Origin of the sequence: Enterobacter sp. RHBSTW-00593 (genome assembly GCF_013784105.1) — a bacterium.
Classification (GTDB): Bacteria; Pseudomonadota; Gammaproteobacteria; order Enterobacterales; family Enterobacteriaceae; genus Enterobacter; species Enterobacter ludwigii.
This window is the reverse complement of the sequence record NZ_CP056393.1, coordinates 490,562-507,894: the sequence shown is the minus strand read 5'-3', so window position 1 is coordinate 507,894 and position 17,333 is coordinate 490,562. Positions and strand designations below refer to the sequence as shown.

Below are 17,333 nucleotides of genomic sequence, written 5' to 3'. Positions count from 1 at the left end.
TTTTCTTTTCGCTATGCCGGTTTACACCGGCACGCCGCTGTGAAAGCGAAACTCGTTGTCCGGTGTCGAGATAAGTGTGGCTTCAATTTCGCCAAAAAGCTGTATGCGCGGTGAGATATCGTCGTCGCTCACCTGTTGGGCAAGCATCAGGTAGTCCTGATAGTGGCGCGCTTCCGAGCGCAGCAGCGAGAGATAGAATTTCTGCAGGTCGTCGTCGAGGAACGGGGCCAGCGCGGCGAAACGCTCGCAGGAGCGGGCTTCGATGTAGGCACCGCAGATAAGCTTGTCGATAAGCGTCAGCGGTTCGTGCGTGCGCACCGCTTTCAGCATCCCTTTGGCGTAGCGGCTGGCGGTGATTTTGACGTACGGAATGTCGCGCGCCAGCATCGCCTCGCGCACCTGCCAGAAGTGGTGCAGCTCTTCTTTGATCAGCAGCACCATGCTGTCGATAAGCGCCTGGCCCCACGGATCGTCGGTTTTGGGCATGACGCTTTTGCCAATCTGCTTGTGCAGGGCCACAAAATCCGGTTCCGGGCCTTCGCGGAAGGTGAACGCTTCGTAGGGTCTGAGCCAGTCGAGCAGCGCGTCGGCACCGCTTTCATCGGCGACGTATTTGCGCACCAGCAGCAGCGCGGTCTGGGCGGCCTTGAGCTCGCACACCATGTGGTCGGTGAGCAGCAGCGGCAGATTCGCCGGGTCGCGGGCGTGATCAATCCATGCTGGTGGGGTCGGGCACTGGAGGAAGTTAAGAACGGGGGCGAGTATCTGCGGGTAATCCATGGTTCTGCCTTGAAAAAGCGGTGGCACACGCCACCGCCTGAAACGCTTAGTGACGCACGCCGTCGTCGTCTTCGTCGATGAAATCTTCGTCGTCGCCTTCTTCGCCGTCTTCACCGTTCGGATCTTCGAAGTAGGTTCCCCAGCCGTCGTATTCCACTTCAAACTTCTCGGCCAGGTTCATCAGCTGTTCGACCTGAGCGTCGATCAGTTCTGCTTTCAGCGCGCCTTCGCTCAGAATATCGCAGCAGATGACGGTGTCGCCCTCTTCCACTTCCAGCTCTTCCGGCTCGGTCACTTCGTAACCCAGTTTGAAAGCTTCTACCGCCAGTTTTTCCAGCGCGTCGAAATCGTCAGCAGAGAAATGGTGCTCGATGGTGTACAGCGCGTCCGGATCGCTACCGTCTTCCAGCAGTTCTTCGATAATCAGGCGCGTCTCTTCGCGTTGCTCTTCCAGGTGTTCCGGGTTTGCCATGGCTCATTCCTCTTTAAAGTGCGGCAGATACTTCTATTTTCACACACGGACGGGTTTGCCTCCACCTTTGTTGGAAAGATTTGTGAAACGGGGTTGCAAATGAATAATTAGACATATAAAGTGAATTTTAATTCAATAAGTGGCGTTTGCCATGTGAGGATAAAATGTCTGATCTGTACAAGAAACACTTTCTGAAATTGCTCGATTTTACCCCTGCACAGCTCAATTTCCTGCTGACCCTTGCCGCTCAGCTTAAAGCCGATAAAAAAAAGGGTAAGGAAGTACAAAAGCTTACTGGCAAAAACATCGCGCTCATCTTCGAAAAAGACTCAACCCGTACACGATGCTCTTTCGAAGTTGCCGCATTTGACCAGGGCGCGCGCGTCACGTATTTAGGGCCGAGCGGCAGCCAGATTGGGCATAAAGAATCAATTAAGGACACCGCGCGGGTACTCGGGCGGATGTACGATGGCATTCAGTATCGCGGTCACGGTCAGGACGTGGTCGAAACGCTTGCGCAGTATGCGGGTGTGCCGGTGTGGAACGGGCTGACCAACGAGTTCCACCCGACGCAATTGCTGGCGGACCTGCTGACCATGCAGGAGCATCTGCCGGGCAAAGCGTTTAACGAGATGACGCTGGTTTATGCGGGCGATGCGCGTAACAACATGGGTAACTCGATGCTGGAAGCGGCAGCGTTAACCGGGCTGGATCTGCGTCTGGTGGCACCGAAAGCCTGCTGGCCGGAAGAGCGCCTGGTGGCGGAGTGCAGCGCGCTGGCGGAGAAGAATGGCGGGAAGATCACCCTGACGGAAGAGGTCGCGGCCGGCGTGAAAGGGGCGGACTTCATCTATACCGATGTGTGGGTGTCGATGGGCGAGGCCAAAGAGAAGTGGGCCGAGCGGATTGCCCTGCTGCGCGGGTATCAGGTGAACGCGCAGATGATGGCGCTGACCGGTAACCCGGGCGTGAAGTTCCTGCACTGTCTGCCGGCATTCCATGACGACCAGACCACGCTGGGTAAGCAGATGGCGAAAGAGTTCGATCTGCACGGCGGAATGGAAGTGACGGACGAGGTGTTTGAATCGGCGGCGAGCATTGTGTTTGACCAGGCGGAAAACCGGATGCATACCATTAAGGCGGTGATGGTGGCGACGCTTGGGGAGTGATCCTCTGTAGTCTTGTGCCAACCCCCCGGCCCTCTTCCACCGGGAGAGGGCGTAAACCGACGCCGCTTCATTGATTTTTCCGCCTGAAAAAGGTACGTTTTCGCCTTAATTCCTGCGTGGACATACCAGCATTATGCCGATTATTCAGTCTGTTGAACGTGCGTTGCAGATCCTCGACCTGTTTAACGAGCAGGCCACCGAGCTTAAGATCACCGACATCAGCAAACTGATGGGGCTGAGCAAAAGTACCCTCCACTCGCTGCTGAAAACCCTGCAGCTTCACGGCTATATCGATCAGAACCCGGAAAACGGTAAATATCGCCTCGGCATGAAGCTGGTTGAGCGCGGCCATTTTGTGGTGGGCTCAATCGATATTCGTCAAAAGGCGAAAGGCTGGCTGACGGAGCTGTCGCAGCGTACCGGGCAGACCACCCATCTGGGGATCCTGGACGGCCGTGAAGGCGTTTATATCGAGAAGATTGAAGGCAAGCTGGCGGCTATCGCCTATTCACGCATTGGTCGTCGGCTGCCGGTTCACGCCACCGCCATCGGCAAGGTGTTGATTGCCTGGCTTGGCGAGGCCGAGCTGAACGCCCTGCTTGAGGGCTATCAGTACACTACCTATACCCCTTCCACCCTTGCCTCCCGCGACGCGTTGCTGGAGGCCCTCGCAAAGACCCGCGAGCAGGGTTACGCCTTCGACCGCGAAGAGAACGAGCAGGGCGTGCGCTGCGTGGCGGTACCGGTGTGGAACCATGAATCCCGCGTGATTGCCGCCCTGAGTCTGTCGACGCTGACGTCGCGGGTCGATGACGCCGAACTGGCCAGCTTCCGCGAGCAACTTCAGCAGGCCGGGCTCCAGCTCTCACGCGCGCTGGGTTACCCGGCCTGATCCGCTATTTCGCGGCCGGTTCGTAGGTGAAGTAGTCAAAGTCTGCGTGGCAGCCGTCACCGCTGATGTCTTCGCAGTGCAGGCCGACAAACGCGCCGGTAAAGAAGCCGCGCCCGCCGATGTAGTCATCCGACAGTTTCCACGCTTCATACGTCACCGGCACGGTGAGCCACGTGTCACCGTCAAACGAGTAGCTGTAACGGTAAACCAGGGTGTCGACATCAACCCGTAACCAGATGCTCTCTGCGCTGTCCGGTACCGGGATCGGCTGTTCATGCAGCGGCCACGACGGCACGTTGTGGTCAAGCTGGATCACTTTGATCGTTCTGCCATGCCCCTCCTCGTAGTCCACAAAGCAGTAGCTCCAGTTTTTACTGTTGTAGTAGCAGGTCAGTCCGGCGCTCTGCTGGAAGTGAACCGGCGAGAACTGCATGCGCGTCTCTGCCCGGAAGGCGAAGTGCTGCCAGCGGCGTGCCACGGTCGACTGGGTAAAGGTCGAGTTGAGCGAGTCGTTGCCGTAAAGCCGCAAATACCCCGGGCGCACGCTCAGCGAGCCGAGGGTGTCGTCGAACGGAATGCGCAGGGTCTGCAGCTCCGGGTCAAGCGTGCTGCCGTCGAAATCCTCCTGCCAGCTGTCCCGGGAGGCGGCGGGCTGCTCCGCTATCTGCGGGCCGGGGACGGTCAGCTGCGCGTGTTTGCCGCCGTCAACGTACGGCCAGCCGTCGCGCCATTCGATGCGCGCAATGCCGGTCTCGCGTCCCAGCGGGCAGTAGCCGCGCCCGCCCGATGCCAGCAGCGGTATGCCCGGCAGGCGCAGCGGCCGGCTGGTGAGGTAGGCCATATACCACTCCCCGGTGTGGGTCTGCAGCAGCGAGCCGTGGCCGCTCTTCTGCAGCGGGTTCTCCGGCAGATGCCAGCTGGTCATCATCGTCACGTCCGGATGCAGCTCGTACGGCCCGTCGAGCGTTTTTGAGCGCAGCACCACCACCGCGTGTTCATAGCTGGTGCCGCCTTCGGCGACCATCAGGTAGTACCAGCCCTCTTTACGATAAAGGTGCGCCCCTTCGGTGTAGCAGAGCGGCGTGCCGGTAAACAGGGTTTTGCGCTCGGGCGAAAGGGTACCGGTCTGCGGGTCAAACTCCTGCATCACGATGGTGTTATGCGGGTTACTGTGATGGCGCGGCCCCCACGGCCGGTAGAGGTAGTATTTGCGGCCATCGTCGTCGTGGAACAGCGACGGGTCAAACCCTCCGTTGCCCATCGGGATCGGTTCGCTCCACGGCCCCTCGATGGAGGGCGCAGTGACGAGGAAGTTACGGCCATTTTTCCACGGCGAATCGACAATTTTCACGTCGGTGTACAGCAGCCAGAATTGGCCATCGGCGTAGCTCAGGCACGGCGCCCAGATGCCGCCGGAGTCCGGGTTGCCCTTCATGTCCAGCATCGACACCCTGTCCAGCGGCGTGCTGACCAGCGACCAGTTCTTCATGTCGCGGGAGTGGTAGATGCGCACGCCCGGAAACCATTCAAACGTCGAGGTGGCGATGTAGTAATCCTCCCCCTGACGGCACAGGGACGGGTCCGGGTTAAAGCCGGTGAGGATCGGGTTTGTTATCGTTGTCATGTTGCCTCCTGTTAATGGGATGCGGCTGTCGCAGCGTCGGGCACGGCGTCACCCTGCGTTGCACGGTGCTTAATCAGCTGCTGGCTGATGGCCGCCACGCGGGCGTCGGTGAGTTTGTAGAACGACAGCATGATGAACATGCCCACGTAGAGCACCACCGGCACCACGCAGAACAGAATTTTAATGGTGGTCAGCACTTCGACCGGCTGCACGCTGCTGCTGGCGGAGTAGTTCACATACGCCAGGATCCAGCCCACCACCGCGCCGCCAATCGCCAGACCGATCTTCAGGCTGAACAGGTAGGTGGAGAACACCAGCCCGTCGAGGCGGCGTCCACTGCGGCTCTCCTCGTAATCCACCACGTCAGAGGCCATCAGCCACTGCAGAGGCGTGGTGGTGTTAAAGACGAACAGGAACAGAATGTTAAGGGCGAAAATCAGGGCGATATGTTCGGCCGGGATGAAGAAAATCAGCAGGCTGATCAGGGAGTAGGCCACGATAATCCACTTGAAGGCGGTCACCCGGTCAAAGCGCCCCAGCAGGCGGGATGAGCAGAGCGAACCAAACATGGTGGCGAGGCTGCCGTAAAGCAGAAACTGCGTCGCCATCTCCGGGTGATCCATGACGTATTTCACGAAGTAGAGCGTCGCCCCGCCGCGGACCACGTTGGAGCAGGTCGCCATCATTTTGAACGCACACATAATGCGCCACTGGGTATTGCCGAACAGAAGCTTGAGGTCTTTCGACACCGACGACCCCGGCTGCACCTCAAAGGTGTAGCGCTCTTTGGTGGTGAAGAAGCAGACGTAGAGCAGCACCACGCCGCTCAGCCCCAGCACGCACATGGCGCCGAAATAGCCGACCTGCTCATCGCCTTTACCAATGATGCTCACCAGCGGCAGCGCAATGCCACTGATGGCCAGCGATCCCGCCGCCGCGAGGAAAAAGCGCCAGGACTGCAGCGCGTGGCGCTCTTTCGGGTCAGCGGTGATGACGCCCGGCATGGCGCAGTAAGGGACGTTAACGAAGGTGTAGACCAGGGTCAGCAGAATGTAGGTTATGCAGGCATAGATGATTTTACCCTGCGCGGAGAAGTCCGGCGTGTAGAAGGTCAACACGCAGACAATCCCAAACGGGATCGCGCCCCATAGCAGGAACGGGCGGAACTGGCCGTGACGCGTGCGGGTGCGGTCAACCAGCAGCCCCATCAGCGGATCGGTGACGGCATCCAGCACGCGGGAAACTAAAAACAGCGTCCCCATAATGCCCGCCGACAGGCCAAACACGTCGGTATAGAAATAGGCCAGCAGGAACATGGTGGCCTGCCAGACAAAGCCGCAGGCGGTGTCACCCAGCCCGTAGCCAATTTTATCTTTCATGGTTAATTGCATCATTACCCCCAACGGCAGTACGTGGAACAGTGCAAACGCCAGGGTCCTGATTCAGGCAAATAAATGCCCGGTGCATCATCAGGAATACACCCTTATTTCGTGTGCTGAATTCACAACATCGTGTTAATAGAGTGTAATTAAGTGTTCAATTAACCGACAATGGTCATATCTTATTTCTGAATTATGATATTTTGCTTTTGTGACGCCACTCGACATCCTGATATCATTTAAAGACCTTGCTTTTCATGCAATTAGATTATTTACGCAATAATAAAAAACAGACATGCAAAAGCCGTCCACGGAATATTTTCCGTAGACGACAAGAGCCAGAAATATAATTAAAGACCGAGCGCTTTTTTACCGGCGTTAATTACCTCGATGATTTTATCGGTGTCATAAATACATCCTTTCCAGGTGCCGCCGCTCACTGACTGCAGAGCCGCCCACAGGCGGGTATCGTCCGGTAAAAATGCATGGGCGTGCAGGTCAGGATGCACCGGACGCGACGCCAGCACGCGCGCCCCCTCTTCCGGCGTCAGCGGCTGTTCCGCCGTGCCGATAAAGTTAACGCTGCCCGTTAAGGACAGGCGGTCGACGCTGATCTCAATGATATCGTTGTCGCGCAGCTTGCCGATGGGGCCACCTGCCAGCGCTTCCGGCGACACATGGCCGAAGCACGCCCCGGTTGATACCCCCGAGAAGCGCGCATCGGTGATCAGCGAGACCGTCTTGCCCCACGAGATATGTTTCAGTGCGGAGGTCAGCTGGTAGGTCTCTTCCATGCCGGTGCCGGACGGGCCTCCGCCAATCACCACCATAATATCGCCCTGCTGGATCGCTTCCTGCTTGATGGCCTTAATAGCCTGCGCTTCAGAGACAAACACCCGCACCCGGCCGGTATGGCGGTAAACGCCATCGTCATCCACAACAGACGGGTCGATGGCCGTGGCTTTGATCACCGACCCTTCGGGCGCGATATTGCCGGTCGGGAAGCAGACCGTCGAGGTCAGGCCTTTCGCGTGGGCGCGCTCAGGCGGCAGGATCACGTCATCCGGATCGACGCCGTCCTGCTCGCGCAGGCACTGACGAAAACGCGCCCGACGCGCTGAGTTTTCCCACCAGTCGAGGTTCTCCCCGACCGTCTGGCCGGTAACGGTCATGGCATCTTCATGCAGCAGCCCCAGCTTGCGCAGATGGAGCATCACCTCCGGCACGCCGCCCGCCAGGAAAGCACGCACCGTCGGGTGGTAGTCCGGGCCGTTTGGCAGCACGCTCACCAGACGCGGAACCTTACGGTTGATGCGCGTCCAGTGCGCCACATCCGGAATGGTGCAGCCCGCCGCATGGGCAATCGCCGGGATGTGCAGCAGCAGGTTGGTGGAGCCGCCAAACGCCGCGTGAAGCACCATGGCGTTTTCAATGGCTTTGTCGGTCAGGATATCGCGGGTCGTGATCCCCCGGTTATCCAGCTCACTCACCGCCCGCGCAGACTGACGGGCAATCTCCAGCCACACGGCCTGCCCGGACGGGGCGAGCGCGGAGTGCGGCAGCGCCAGACCCAGCGCTTCGGCCACCACCTGTGACGTTCCCGCGGTGCCGAGAAACTGACAGCCGCCGCCGGGTGATGCACAGGCGCGGCACCCCAGCTCGGCAGCCTCCTGCAGCGACAGCTCATGGTTAGCGAAACGCGCACCAATGGTCTGCACTTTTCCGGCGTCTTCCCCCACGGTCGGCGGCAGCGTCGCCCCACCCGGCACCAGAATGGTCGGCAGATCATGCATGGAGGCCAGCGCAATCATGGTCGCGGGCAGCCCTTTATCGCAGGTTGCCACGCCGATCACCGCGCGCCGCGTCGGCAGGGAGCGGATCAGACGACGAAACACGATCGCCGCGTCATTACGGTACGGCAGGGAGTCGAACATGCCGTGGGTGCCCTGAGAGCGTCCGTCGCACGGATCGCTGACGAAGGCCGCAAACGGGATCCCACCATTACGGGTGATCTCCTTCGCCGCCGCCTGCATCTGCATGCCAATCTCCCAGTGCCCGGTGTGGTAGCCCAGCGCAACAGGTCGCCCGTCCCCGGCGCGAATGCCGCCCTGCGTGCCAATAATCAGCACCTCTTTGCCGGTCAGCTTGTTGGCGTCCCAGCCCATACCGGCGTTTTGCGTCATGCCAAACAGGTTACCGCTGGGGGATTCCATCAGCATTTGCGGCGTCAGCGGCAGCGCTCCCTGCGGCCCGGCCGCATGGGTGATGACGGCATAAAACGCATCGTCCTGTGGGGTGAAAATTTTCTCAATGGTCATCGTCGTCTTCCGGCTCAGCAGAGCTTGAGCTGTTGCAACAGGGTTTTCAGCTGCGCCTTACGCGGCTCATCCAGTGACGACGCGGGCGGCAGCACGTATGTGGAGATCGGGCGGCCGCACAGCACAATCGCCTCTTTAATGACGTTCACAAACGGCGTATCAAGCTGATACATCTGCGGTATTTGCAGCAGGATCTGGTGGTATTCGGCCGCCTTCGCCACCTCCTGGTCACGCCAGGCCTTCAGCAGATTCACCGACACCTGCGGAGCAAAGTTACCGCTGGCCGAGATCGCGCCATCGCCCCCCAGCAGCAGGGTATTAAACAGATGATCGTCATAGCCGCACAGCACCGTGAAGTGCGGATGGGCAGATTTGACGGTGTGGATCATGCTGCGCAGATGGGCGACGGAATCGATCGTGTCTTTGATGCCGACAATATTGCTCCGCGAGTCGGCCAGGGTTTTGACCAGCGCCGGAGTCAGATCCTGCCCGGTCAGCGCCGGGAAGTTATACAGCATTACCGGCAGCGTGACGCTGTCTGCCACCTGTTCGAAATAGCGGATCAGATTCGCTTCGGACACTTTCCAGTAGTACGGGTTGATCACCACGATCCCGTCGGCGCCGGCCTGCTGCGCATGCTGGCTCAGTTCAAGGGTTTCCCGGGCGTTGGTGCCACCGGTGCCAATCAGCACCGGCACCCGGCGATCGACATGATCGATAGCAAACCGGGCAATGGTTTTACGCTCTTCGGCGTTTAGCTGGGAGAACTCGCCGCCGCTGCCCAAAAAGAACAGGCCATCGACGCCTGCGGCGATCAGGTCGTCGATCAACGCGGCAGTGCCGTGTTTATCAAGCTGTCCATCGGCGGTAAAGAGGGTGGAGACAGGGGGGATGATTCCCGTGAACAACGCGGTCTGCGGCATGAGATCTCCTTGCTGAATTATTTTGTTCTACATTATAGAACGGCGTTCATTAATTTAACGATCATACTATGACGCAGAAAAAGCGCAGGTAAATGGGAGGCGAGGAGGGAGTGCGGAAAATATAAGCTGGATCACATAATGACGGGCTGCGGCCTGATGCTTTCACCCTCTCCCACCGGGAGAGGGAACGTTTCACCCTTCGCTTACGCTAACAGGGCTTACCCCACCAGCATTTTCACTACCACTTTACGCACCTTCGCAGGCGCGCCCACCGCGCACAGCGGCTTATGCACTTCACCCGGATAGAACACCACAAAATCACCTTCACTTAACACCACCGTTTTCTCCTGCCCGCCCTCGGGCAAAAACGCGATGTCTTTATCCGCCAGCCAGTCGGTGTCCGGCGTACCGTGCGGCAGGGTACTGAAGGTCATCCCCTCCTGGCCTTTCATGATTATCTGAATATCCAGATAGCGGGCGTGATACTCAGCACGGCGCTCGGCAAACGGCTGGGTCATATCTTCAGACACCAGATAAAACAGGCTGTTGCCGTCGATGTCGTGCTTGCCGCAGGGGGTAGCATCGGTAACGTGCGCCTTGACGTACTCGATAGCCTGACGCAGTTCTTCAGGTAGCCAGGACTGCAGATGATGGATGTTGCCAGCGATCATAAATAAACCCTCAATATAAAACAGCGTTTCATTTTAATCTTTTATACGAGAATTCAGACTGTCCTACCACCGCTTTTTCGATGAGTTTTGCGCGAGCGCATGTTTATCGGGAAATGTGTTACTCCACTGTTAATCGCTCACAGGCATTTATGCAGTCTTTATGCATAACCTCAGCCCTCCGCTTTCAGGCCGTGATGCTAACTTACTGATCGTATACGCTTCATAGCAAAACTCTCTGTGACTTCACACTTTATCATTTTGGTAATTTGCTATTAAATCCCATAATTATTTATTGATTTTTCTTAAGTCAAAAATAGTTAATGGGTAATAATGCATAGTCATTCTGCGCGCCGTTTAATTATCATTAAAATCAATACCATAACTAAATATGTCAAAACATTAAATTCTACAAAATAATAACAACTCCAAATAATGCCAACGGATCCTGCTTAGCTATTCACCCGCAAATATAATCAAATTAATCATTATCTGATACGAATCATGCAAATGAAAACAAACTCCTTAATAGCCATTTTCACGTGAGCGACGTCACAATATTCATTATTTAAGCGCCTACTATAAATCTCGAAATCAATTGAGCTTAGCCGCCATGTAAATAAAGACATCACATGGCGCATGCCCTTTTTATTCTGAAAAACAGTTAAAGGAATAATTATGGAAAAGCATTACGTCGGTTCTGAAATTGGTCAATTGCGTAGCGTTATGCTGCACCGCCCAAATTTAAGTCTGAAACGTTTAACGCCATCGAACTGCCAGGAGCTGCTATTCGATGATGTGCTCTCGGTTGAGCGGGCGGGTGAAGAGCATGACATCTTCGCTAACACCCTGCGTGAACAGGGTGTGGAAGTCCTGCTGTTGACCGACCTTCTCACGCAAACGCTTGATATTGCGGAAGCCAAAACCTGGCTGCTGGAGACGCAAATCTCTGACTATCGCCTCGGGCCAACCTTTGCCGGCGACGTGCGCGGCTGGCTGGCAGATATGCCACACCGCGAACTGGCACGCAGATTAAGCGGCGGATTAACCTACGGTGAAATTCCGGCGGCCTTTAAAAATATGGTGGTGGATACCCACACGGCAAATGATTTTATTATGAAGCCACTGCCTAACCATTTATTTACCCGCGATACCTCGTGCTGGATTTATAACGGCGTGTCAATTAACCCGATGGCCAAAGCGGCCCGCCAGCGTGAAACCAATAATCTCCGGGCCATATATCGCTGGCACCCTGCATTTGCCGATGGCGATTTTATTAAGTATTTCGGCGATGAAAACATTAATTACGACCACGCCACGTTAGAGGGCGGTGACGTATTAGTTATTGGCCGCGGCGCAGTGTTAATCGGCATGTCTGAACGCACCACGCCGCAGGGCGTTGAGTTCCTCGCCAATAGCCTGTTCAAACACCGCCAGGCCGAGCGCGTCATCGCTGTGGAACTGCCAAAACACCGCTCCTGTATGCACCTCGATACCGTCATGACCCACATCGACGTGGACACTTTCTCCGTCTACCCGGAAGTGGTGCGCAAAGACGCTCAGTGCTGGACGCTCACTCCGGACGGCCGCGGTGGCCTGCTGCGCACCCAGGAAACGGATCTGCTGCACGCCATTGAAAAAGCACTCGGCATTAATCAGGTACGCCTGATCACCACCGGCGGCGACGCCTTTGAAGCCGAACGCGAACAGTGGAATGACGCGAATAACGTGCTGACCATCCGCCCGGGCGTGGTGATTGGCTACGAACGTAACGTCTGGACCAACGAGAAATATGACAAAGCGGGTATCACCGTGCTGCCTATCCCGGGTGACGAACTGGGACGCGGCCGCGGCGGCGCGCGCTGCATGAGCTGCCCACTGGAACGCGACGGAATTTAAAGGAGCCATCATGGAACGAAAACCCACTCTGGTTGTGGCGCTTGGCGGTAACGCATTGCTGAAACGCGGCGAGCCGCTGGAAGCGGAGATCCAGCGCCAGAACATCGAGCTAGCGGCCCGCACCATCGCCGGGCTGACGGAACAGTGGCGCGTGGTACTGGTTCACGGCAACGGGCCGCAGGTTGGGCTGCTGGCGCTGCAAAACAGCGCGTACGACAAAGTCACGCCCTACCCGCTGGACATCCTCGGCGCCGAAAGCCAGGGAATGATCGGCTACATGCTCCAGCAGGCGCTGAAAAACAACCTGCCCCAGCGTGAGGTGAGCGTCCTGCTCACCCAGGTGGAAGTGGACGCCGCCGATCCGGCATTTACTAACCCGACCAAATACATCGGCCCGGTCTACAGCGAAACCCAGGCAAAAACGCTGCAGGCGGAGAAAGGCTGGGTGTTCAAGGCCGACGGCAGCTATTTCCGCCGGGTGGTTCCCTCTCCACAGCCGAAACGCATCGTTGAGAGCGACGCCATCACGGCACTGATACAGCGCGATCACCTGGTGATCTGCAACGGCGGCGGCGGCGTGCCGGTGGTGGAAAACGCCAATGGGTATCACGGCATTGAAGCGGTGATCGACAAAGACCTCTCTGCCGCCCTGCTGGCGCGCCAGATTGAAGCCGATGCCCTGCTGATCCTGACCGATGCCGACGCGGTGTACCTCGACTGGGGCAAACCAACCCAGCGTCCGCTGGCACAGGTCACGCCGGAACTGCTCAGGGGCATGCAGTTTGACGCCGGTTCGATGGGGCCAAAAGTGGCCGCCTGCCGCGAGTTTGTCGAGGCCTGCAACGGCATCGCCGGGATCGGCGCGCTGGCCGACGGGGCAGACATTCTGGCGGGCGAGAAAGGCACGTTGATTCGCCACTGAACCGTATTTTCCCCTCACCTTCCCTCTCTCCCTGTGGGCGAGGGTCGGGGTGAGGGCACCAGACAACACCATTTTAAAAGGGACGACCCAATGACCATCAATCTGAAAAACCGTAATTTCCTCAAACTGCTGGACTACACCCCGGCAGAAATCCAGTACCTGATCGACCTGGCCATCGAACTCAAAGCCGCCAAAAAAGCCGGACGTGAAAAACAAACCCTGGTCGGGAAAAACATCGCCCTGATTTTTGAAAAAACGTCCACGCGCACCCGCTGCGCTTTTGAAGTCGGTGCCTTTGACCAGGGCGCACAGGTGACCTACCTCGGCCCAAGCGGCTCGCAGATTGGCCACAAGGAGTCGATGAAAGACACCGCCCGCGTGCTGGGGCGGATGTACGACGGCATCGAGTATCGCGGCTACGGCCAGGCCATCGTGGAAGAGCTGGGCGAGTATGCGGGCGTGCCGGTGTGGAACGGCCTTACCGACGAGTTTCACCCTACGCAGATCCTCGCCGACCTGATGACCATGCTGGAGCATGCTCCGGGCAAAACCCTGCCGGACCTGAGCTTTGCCTACCTTGGCGACGCGCGGAACAACATGGGCAACTCCCTGATGGTCGGTGCCGCCAAAATGGGGATGGATATCCGCCTCGTCGCACCGAAATCGTTCTGGCCGGAAGCCGGGCTGGTTGAGCAGTGCCGCGCCATCGCCAAAGAGACCGGCGCACGCATCACGCTCACCGACGACGTGGAAGACGGCGTACACGGTGCCGATTTCCTCTACACCGACGTGTGGGTCTCGATGGGCGAGCCGAAAGAGGCCTGGGCCGAGCGCGTCAGCCTGATGAAGCCTTACCAGATTAACGCCCAGGTGATGAAAGCCACCGGTAACCCGAACGTCAAGTTCATGCACTGCCTGCCGGCGTTCCACAACGAACACACCAAAGTCGGCCGTGAAATCGAGATGGCCTACGGCCTGAAAGGGCTGGAGGTGACGGAAGAGGTCTTCGAATCACCGAACTCAATCGTCTTTGACGAAGCAGAGAACCGCATGCACACCATTAAAGCGGTCATGGTGGCGACACTCGGCGACTAATCACCGCCCGGCGCGCCACGGGGTGCGCCGGGTACAGGAGAACATCATGGGCAAGTTCAAGTTTCCCTCCGCTTACACCATTCTCTTTTTTCTGATTGCCGTTGTGGCGGCACTGAGCTGGGTCGTACCTGCCGGTCAGTATCAGATGGCAATGAATGAAACCCTCGGTAAAGAAGTGCCGATTGCCGGAACGTACGCGCACGTGGCGGCGCATCCGCAGGGGCTGGTTTCCGTACTGATGGCCCCCATTGCCGGGCTGTACGATCCCGTTTCCGGCCAGGCCGGGGCGATCGACGTCGCGCTGTTTATCCTGATCATCGGGGGATTTCTCGGGATCGTCACCAAAACCGGGGCGATCGACGCCGGGATCGAGCGCGTAACCACCCGCCTTCGCGGACGTGAAGAGTGGATGATCCCGATCCTGATGGCGCTGTTCGCGGCTGGCGGCACCATTTACGGCATGGCCGAAGAGTCCCTGCCCTTTTATACCCTGCTGGTCCCGGTGATGCTGGCCGCCCGTTTCGATCCGGTTGTCGCTGCATCCACCGTGCTGCTCGGGGCGGGGATCGGTACGCTCGGCTCCACCATCAACCCGTTTGCCACGGTGATCGCCGCTAACGCCGCCGGGATCCCGTTCACCAACGGTATCGCCCTGCGCGTGGCGCTGCTGGTGATCGGCTGGATCATTTGCGTGGCATGGGTGATGCGCTATGCCCGTAAAGTGCGGCTGGATCCGTCATGCTCCATCGTTGCAGACAAGCAGGAAGAGAACCTCGCCCACTTCCTCGGCAATAAAGGCGAGCAGTCGCTGGAATTTACCCCGGTGCGCAAAATCATTCTGCTGATCTTCGCCCTCGCTTTCGCGGTGATGATCTACGGCGTAGCGGTGCTGGGCTGGTGGATGGCGGAGATCTCGGCGGTATTTTTGGCCAGCGCCATTATCGTCGGGCTGATTGCCCGCATGAGCGAAGAGGAGCTGACCTCGACGTTTATCAACGGCGCGCGAGATTTGCTGGGCGTCGCGCTGATTATCGGCATTGCGCGCGGTATCGTAGTCATTATGGATAAGGGCATGATTACCCACACCATTTTGCACAGCGCGGAAGGGCTGGTCAGCGGGTTGTCCACGGTGGCGTTTATCAACGTGATGTACTGGCTTGAGGTCGTGCTGTCGTTTCTTGTGCCTTCTTCGTCCGGCCTGGCCGTTCTGACGATGCCGATCATGGCACCCCTTGCTGATTTCGCTAACGTCAACCGCGACCTGGTGGTTACGGCTTACCAGTCGGCCTCCGGCATCGTTAACCTGGTCACGCCGACCTCAGCGGTTGTGATGGGCGGTCTGGCGATTGCCCGTGTGCCTTACGTGCGTTACCTGAAATGGGTTGCGCCGCTGCTGGCGATCCTGACGGTGGTGATTATGGTGGCGTTAAGCCTGGGTGCCTTGTTGTAATTTGCCGGCTGGCACTGCGCCTGTCCGGCCTACGGACCGGTGCGGTGCCACCGGTTATGTCGGGAACTGATATGGGAAATATGATGGATTACGAAGACTGCTCTCCCAGAGAACAACTGCAGCTAACGGTGTGCCAGCAGCTGATCGCCGAAAAGAGTTATCTCTCCCAGGAAGAAATCCGCCGCGATTTGCAGGAGAGAGGGTTTGACAGCATCAGCCAGTCGACCGTTTCGCGTCTGCTGAAATTGCTCGGTGTCATAAAAATTCGAAATGCCAAAGGGCTAAAGATTTATTCGTTGAATCCTCAGTTGCGCCCTGCTCCCGATGCCGCGCGTACCGTTTCCGAAATGGTGGTGAGCGTGGAGCATAATAGCGAATTTATCCTTGTTCATACCGTGGCCGGATATGGCCGTGCGGTGGCGCGAATTCTGGATTATCACCAGTTACCGGAAATTTTAGGTGTGGTTGCCGGAAGCAGTATCGTCTGGGTCGCTCCCCGGGTGGTGAAGCGTACTGCGCTGGTGCATAAACAAATTAATTATTTACTCAGAACGAATTAATATTCATAAAGAACCGTTTGCATTGAGTAAAGTGTGCATTAAACCCCTTGATCCGAAAATCGAGCTGCGTATAATGCCCGACAATTTGCCGGGAGGAAGCATGGTTAAGCGTGTACGACATAACGTCTTACCGCGTCTGAAATCAGACGCTGGCCTGCCGTTTTTCTTCCCGTTGCACAATCTATTCCCAGAGCCCCTCATTTGAGGGGCTTTTTTTTGCCCGGCGTCAGGAGATAAACATGAATCCGCTTTATCAAAAACACATCATTTCCATAAACGACCTCAGCCGCGAAGAGCTGGAACTGGTTCTGGAAACCGCGGCAAAACTGAAGGCAAATCCGCAACCGGAACTGCTGAAGCACAAGGTGATTGCGAGCTGCTTCTTCGAAGCGTCGACCCGCACCCGCCTCTCCTTCGAAACCTCCATGCACCGCCTCGGCGCGAGCGTGGTGGGTTTTTCAGACAGCAGCAACACCTCGCTGGGTAAAAAAGGCGAAACGCTGGCGGATACCATTTCAGTTATCAGTACTTACGTTGACGCGATTGTGATGCGCCACCCGCAGGAAGGCGCTGCGCGTCTGGCGACCGAATTTTCCGGTGGTATTCCGGTGCTGAACGCCGGAGACGGGGCCAACCAGCATCCGACACAGACCCTGCTGGATCTGTTCACCATTCAGGAAACGCAGGGCCGTCTGGAAAACCTGAACATCGCCATGGTGGGTGACCTGAAATATGGCCGCACCGTTCACTCGCTGACCCAAGCGCTGGCGAAATTTAACGGCAACCACTTCTTCTTCATCGCGCCGGACGCGCTGGCGATGCCGCAGTACATCCTCGACATGCTGGACGAAAAAGGGATCCCATGGAGTCTGCATGCCAGCATCGAAGAGGTGATGGGCAACGTTGATATTCTGTATATGACCCGCGTGCAAAAAGAGCGTCTGGATCCGTCTGAATACGCCAACGTGAAGGCACAGTTTGTGCTGCGCGCCAGCGACCTCGACGGCGCACGCGAGAATATGAAGGTGCTACACCCGCTGCCGCGTATCGATGAGATCACCACCGACGTGGATAAAACGCCGCACGCCTGGTACTTCCAGCAGGCCGGAAACGGCATCTTCGCCCGCCAGGCGTTACTGGCACTGGTTCTGAATCGCGAATTGGCTCTGTAAGGGGAAACGA

The 17,333-nt window shown here is 57.6% G+C and carries 17 protein-coding genes and 1 pseudogene; 10 read left to right on the top strand and 8 right to left on the bottom strand.

The genetic code is table 11. The features are described 5' to 3' along the window. Positions 1-21: 21 nt before the first annotated feature. Positions 22-780 carry a tRNA isopentenyl-2-thiomethyl-A-37 hydroxylase MiaE gene (gene miaE / locus HV242_RS02395; RefSeq protein ID WP_050737569.1) on the bottom strand — a complete coding sequence of 253 codons (759 nt, stop codon included), beginning with the start codon at positions 778-780 and terminating at the stop codon, positions 22-24. A gap of 46 nt (positions 781-826) precedes the next feature. Beyond that, positions 827-1,252, bottom strand: coding sequence for a ribonuclease E inhibitor RraB (gene rraB / locus HV242_RS02390; protein ID WP_014168417.1), 426 nt, complete (start codon positions 1,250-1,252; stop codon positions 827-829). A 120-nt stretch (positions 1,253-1,372) separates the two neighbouring features. On the opposite strand from rraB, the gene argL reads away from it, so the two are divergent. From argL to xynR, 3 genes are all read left to right on the top strand, one after another. Then, positions 1,373-1,447: a putative translational regulatory protein ArgL gene (gene argL, locus HV242_RS24140; RefSeq protein WP_223399268.1), complete on the top strand. Its 75-nt coding sequence runs from the start codon at positions 1,373-1,375 to the stop codon at positions 1,445-1,447. After that, positions 1,417-2,421: an ornithine carbamoyltransferase gene (gene argF / locus HV242_RS02385; RefSeq protein WP_050737570.1), complete on the top strand. Its 1,005-nt coding sequence runs from the start codon at positions 1,417-1,419 to the stop codon at positions 2,419-2,421. Before argL ends, argF (HV242_RS02385) begins: the two co-directional genes overlap by 31 nt. A gap of 133 nt (positions 2,422-2,554) precedes the next feature. Continuing rightward, positions 2,555-3,313 (top strand): DNA-binding transcriptional repressor XynR, encoded by a 759-nt coding sequence (xynR, locus tag HV242_RS02380; protein ID WP_025205733.1) that lies wholly within the window; start codon positions 2,555-2,557, stop codon positions 3,311-3,313. A gap of 4 nt (positions 3,314-3,317) precedes the next feature. Here the strand turns inward: xynR and HV242_RS02375 are convergent, their stop codons facing one another. From HV242_RS02375 to HV242_RS02355, 5 genes are all read right to left on the bottom strand, one after another. Continuing rightward, positions 3,318-4,937: a glycoside hydrolase family 43 protein gene (locus HV242_RS02375; protein ID WP_050737571.1), complete on the bottom strand. Its 1,620-nt coding sequence runs from the start codon at positions 4,935-4,937 to the stop codon at positions 3,318-3,320. 11 nt (positions 4,938-4,948) lie between these two features. Continuing rightward, entirely contained in the window at positions 4,949-6,331 is a 1,383-nt protein-coding gene (locus tag HV242_RS02370) for an MFS transporter (RefSeq protein WP_072126504.1), read from the bottom strand. Positions 6,332-6,666: 335 nt separating this feature from the next. Next, a complete protein-coding gene (yagF, locus tag HV242_RS02365; protein ID WP_025205737.1) occupies positions 6,667-8,634 on the bottom strand; it encodes a xylonate dehydratase YagF in 1,968 nt (655 codons plus the stop codon). A gap of 14 nt (positions 8,635-8,648) precedes the next feature. After that, the gene (gene yagE / locus HV242_RS02360; RefSeq protein WP_050737572.1) at positions 8,649-9,557 is read right to left on the bottom strand and encodes a 2-keto-3-deoxygluconate aldolase; all 909 of its coding nucleotides are present in this window, start codon (positions 9,555-9,557) and stop codon (positions 8,649-8,651) included. Positions 9,558-9,775: 218 nt separating this feature from the next. Next, on the bottom strand, positions 9,776-10,228 hold the full coding sequence (locus HV242_RS02355) for a YhcH/YjgK/YiaL family protein (RefSeq protein ID WP_014168409.1): 453 nt from the start codon (positions 10,226-10,228) through the stop codon (positions 9,776-9,778). A 675-nt stretch (positions 10,229-10,903) separates the two neighbouring features. Between HV242_RS02355 and arcA the strand changes: the two genes are divergently transcribed. The 5 genes from arcA (at position 10,904) to HV242_RS02330 (ending at position 16,151) form a co-directional block, all read left to right on the top strand. Beyond that, a complete protein-coding gene (gene arcA / locus HV242_RS02350; RefSeq protein ID WP_020885388.1) occupies positions 10,904-12,124 on the top strand; it encodes an arginine deiminase in 1,221 nt (406 codons plus the stop codon). A gap of 10 nt (positions 12,125-12,134) precedes the next feature. After that, positions 12,135-13,046: a carbamate kinase gene (arcC, locus tag HV242_RS02345; RefSeq protein WP_050737573.1), complete on the top strand. Its 912-nt coding sequence runs from the start codon at positions 12,135-12,137 to the stop codon at positions 13,044-13,046. A gap of 90 nt (positions 13,047-13,136) precedes the next feature. After that, the gene (argF, locus tag HV242_RS02340; protein WP_050737574.1) at positions 13,137-14,141 is read left to right on the top strand and encodes an ornithine carbamoyltransferase; all 1,005 of its coding nucleotides are present in this window, start codon (positions 13,137-13,139) and stop codon (positions 14,139-14,141) included. A gap of 46 nt (positions 14,142-14,187) precedes the next feature. Continuing rightward, positions 14,188-15,591 (top strand): YfcC family protein, encoded by a 1,404-nt coding sequence (locus HV242_RS02335; RefSeq protein ID WP_020885390.1) that lies wholly within the window; start codon positions 14,188-14,190, stop codon positions 15,589-15,591. Between the two features lie 80 nt (positions 15,592-15,671). Beyond that, positions 15,672-16,151, top strand: a complete 480-nt coding sequence (locus HV242_RS02330; protein WP_025205741.1) for an arginine repressor — start codon at positions 15,672-15,674, stop codon at positions 16,149-16,151. Between the two features lie 3 nt (positions 16,152-16,154). On the opposite strand, the pseudogene HV242_RS02325 reads toward HV242_RS02330, so the two are convergent. Further along, positions 16,155-16,272: pseudogene (locus tag HV242_RS02325) on the bottom strand (hypothetical protein). Between HV242_RS02325 and HV242_RS02320 the strand changes: the two are divergent. Together HV242_RS02320 and pyrB are read left to right on the top strand one after the other, a co-directional pair. Further along, positions 16,252-16,356 (top strand): pyrBI operon leader peptide, encoded by a 105-nt coding sequence (locus tag HV242_RS02320; protein ID WP_168769597.1) that lies wholly within the window; start codon positions 16,252-16,254, stop codon positions 16,354-16,356. The pseudogene HV242_RS02325 and the gene HV242_RS02320 sit on opposite strands and share 21 nt — an antisense overlap. 34 nt (positions 16,357-16,390) lie before the next feature. Then, the gene (pyrB, locus tag HV242_RS02315; protein WP_014168402.1) at positions 16,391-17,323 is read left to right on the top strand and encodes an aspartate carbamoyltransferase; all 933 of its coding nucleotides are present in this window, start codon (positions 16,391-16,393) and stop codon (positions 17,321-17,323) included. Positions 17,324-17,333: the final 10 nt, after the last annotated feature.

What these genes read in the sequence shown, in the direction of transcription:
- HV242_RS02370 (WP_072126504.1), bottom strand. Translation starts at nt 6,331, where the DNA reads ATGATGCAATTAACCATGAAAGATAAAATTGGCTACGGGCTGGGTGAC.
- argF (WP_050737574.1), top strand. Translation starts at nt 13,137, where the DNA reads ATGACCATCAATCTGAAAAACCGTAATTTCCTCAAACTGCTGGACTAC.
- arcC (WP_050737573.1), top strand. Translation starts at nt 12,135, where the DNA reads ATGGAACGAAAACCCACTCTGGTTGTGGCGCTTGGCGGTAACGCATTG.
- yagE (WP_050737572.1), bottom strand. Translation starts at nt 9,557, where the DNA reads ATGCCGCAGACCGCGTTGTTCACGGGAATCATCCCCCCTGTCTCCACC.
- HV242_RS02320 (WP_168769597.1), top strand. Translation starts at nt 16,252, where the DNA reads ATGGTTAAGCGTGTACGACATAACGTCTTACCGCGTCTGAAATCAGAC.
- HV242_RS02375 (WP_050737571.1), bottom strand. Translation starts at nt 4,937, where the DNA reads ATGACAACGATAACAAACCCGATCCTCACCGGCTTTAACCCGGACCCG.
- miaE (WP_050737569.1), bottom strand. Translation starts at nt 780, where the DNA reads ATGGATTACCCGCAGATACTCGCCCCCGTTCTTAACTTCCTCCAGTGC.
- HV242_RS02335 (WP_020885390.1), top strand. Translation starts at nt 14,188, where the DNA reads ATGGGCAAGTTCAAGTTTCCCTCCGCTTACACCATTCTCTTTTTTCTG.
- HV242_RS02330 (WP_025205741.1), top strand. Translation starts at nt 15,672, where the DNA reads ATGATGGATTACGAAGACTGCTCTCCCAGAGAACAACTGCAGCTAACG.
- yagF (WP_025205737.1), bottom strand. Translation starts at nt 8,634, where the DNA reads ATGACCATTGAGAAAATTTTCACCCCACAGGACGATGCGTTTTATGCC.
- rraB (WP_014168417.1), bottom strand. Translation starts at nt 1,252, where the DNA reads ATGGCAAACCCGGAACACCTGGAAGAGCAACGCGAAGAGACGCGCCTG.
- xynR (WP_025205733.1), top strand. Translation starts at nt 2,555, where the DNA reads ATGCCGATTATTCAGTCTGTTGAACGTGCGTTGCAGATCCTCGACCTG.
- HV242_RS02355 (WP_014168409.1), bottom strand. Translation starts at nt 10,228, where the DNA reads ATGATCGCTGGCAACATCCATCATCTGCAGTCCTGGCTACCTGAAGAA.
- argF (WP_050737570.1), top strand. Translation starts at nt 1,417, where the DNA reads ATGTCTGATCTGTACAAGAAACACTTTCTGAAATTGCTCGATTTTACC.
- pyrB (WP_014168402.1), top strand. Translation starts at nt 16,391, where the DNA reads ATGAATCCGCTTTATCAAAAACACATCATTTCCATAAACGACCTCAGC.
- arcA (WP_020885388.1), top strand. Translation starts at nt 10,904, where the DNA reads ATGGAAAAGCATTACGTCGGTTCTGAAATTGGTCAATTGCGTAGCGTT.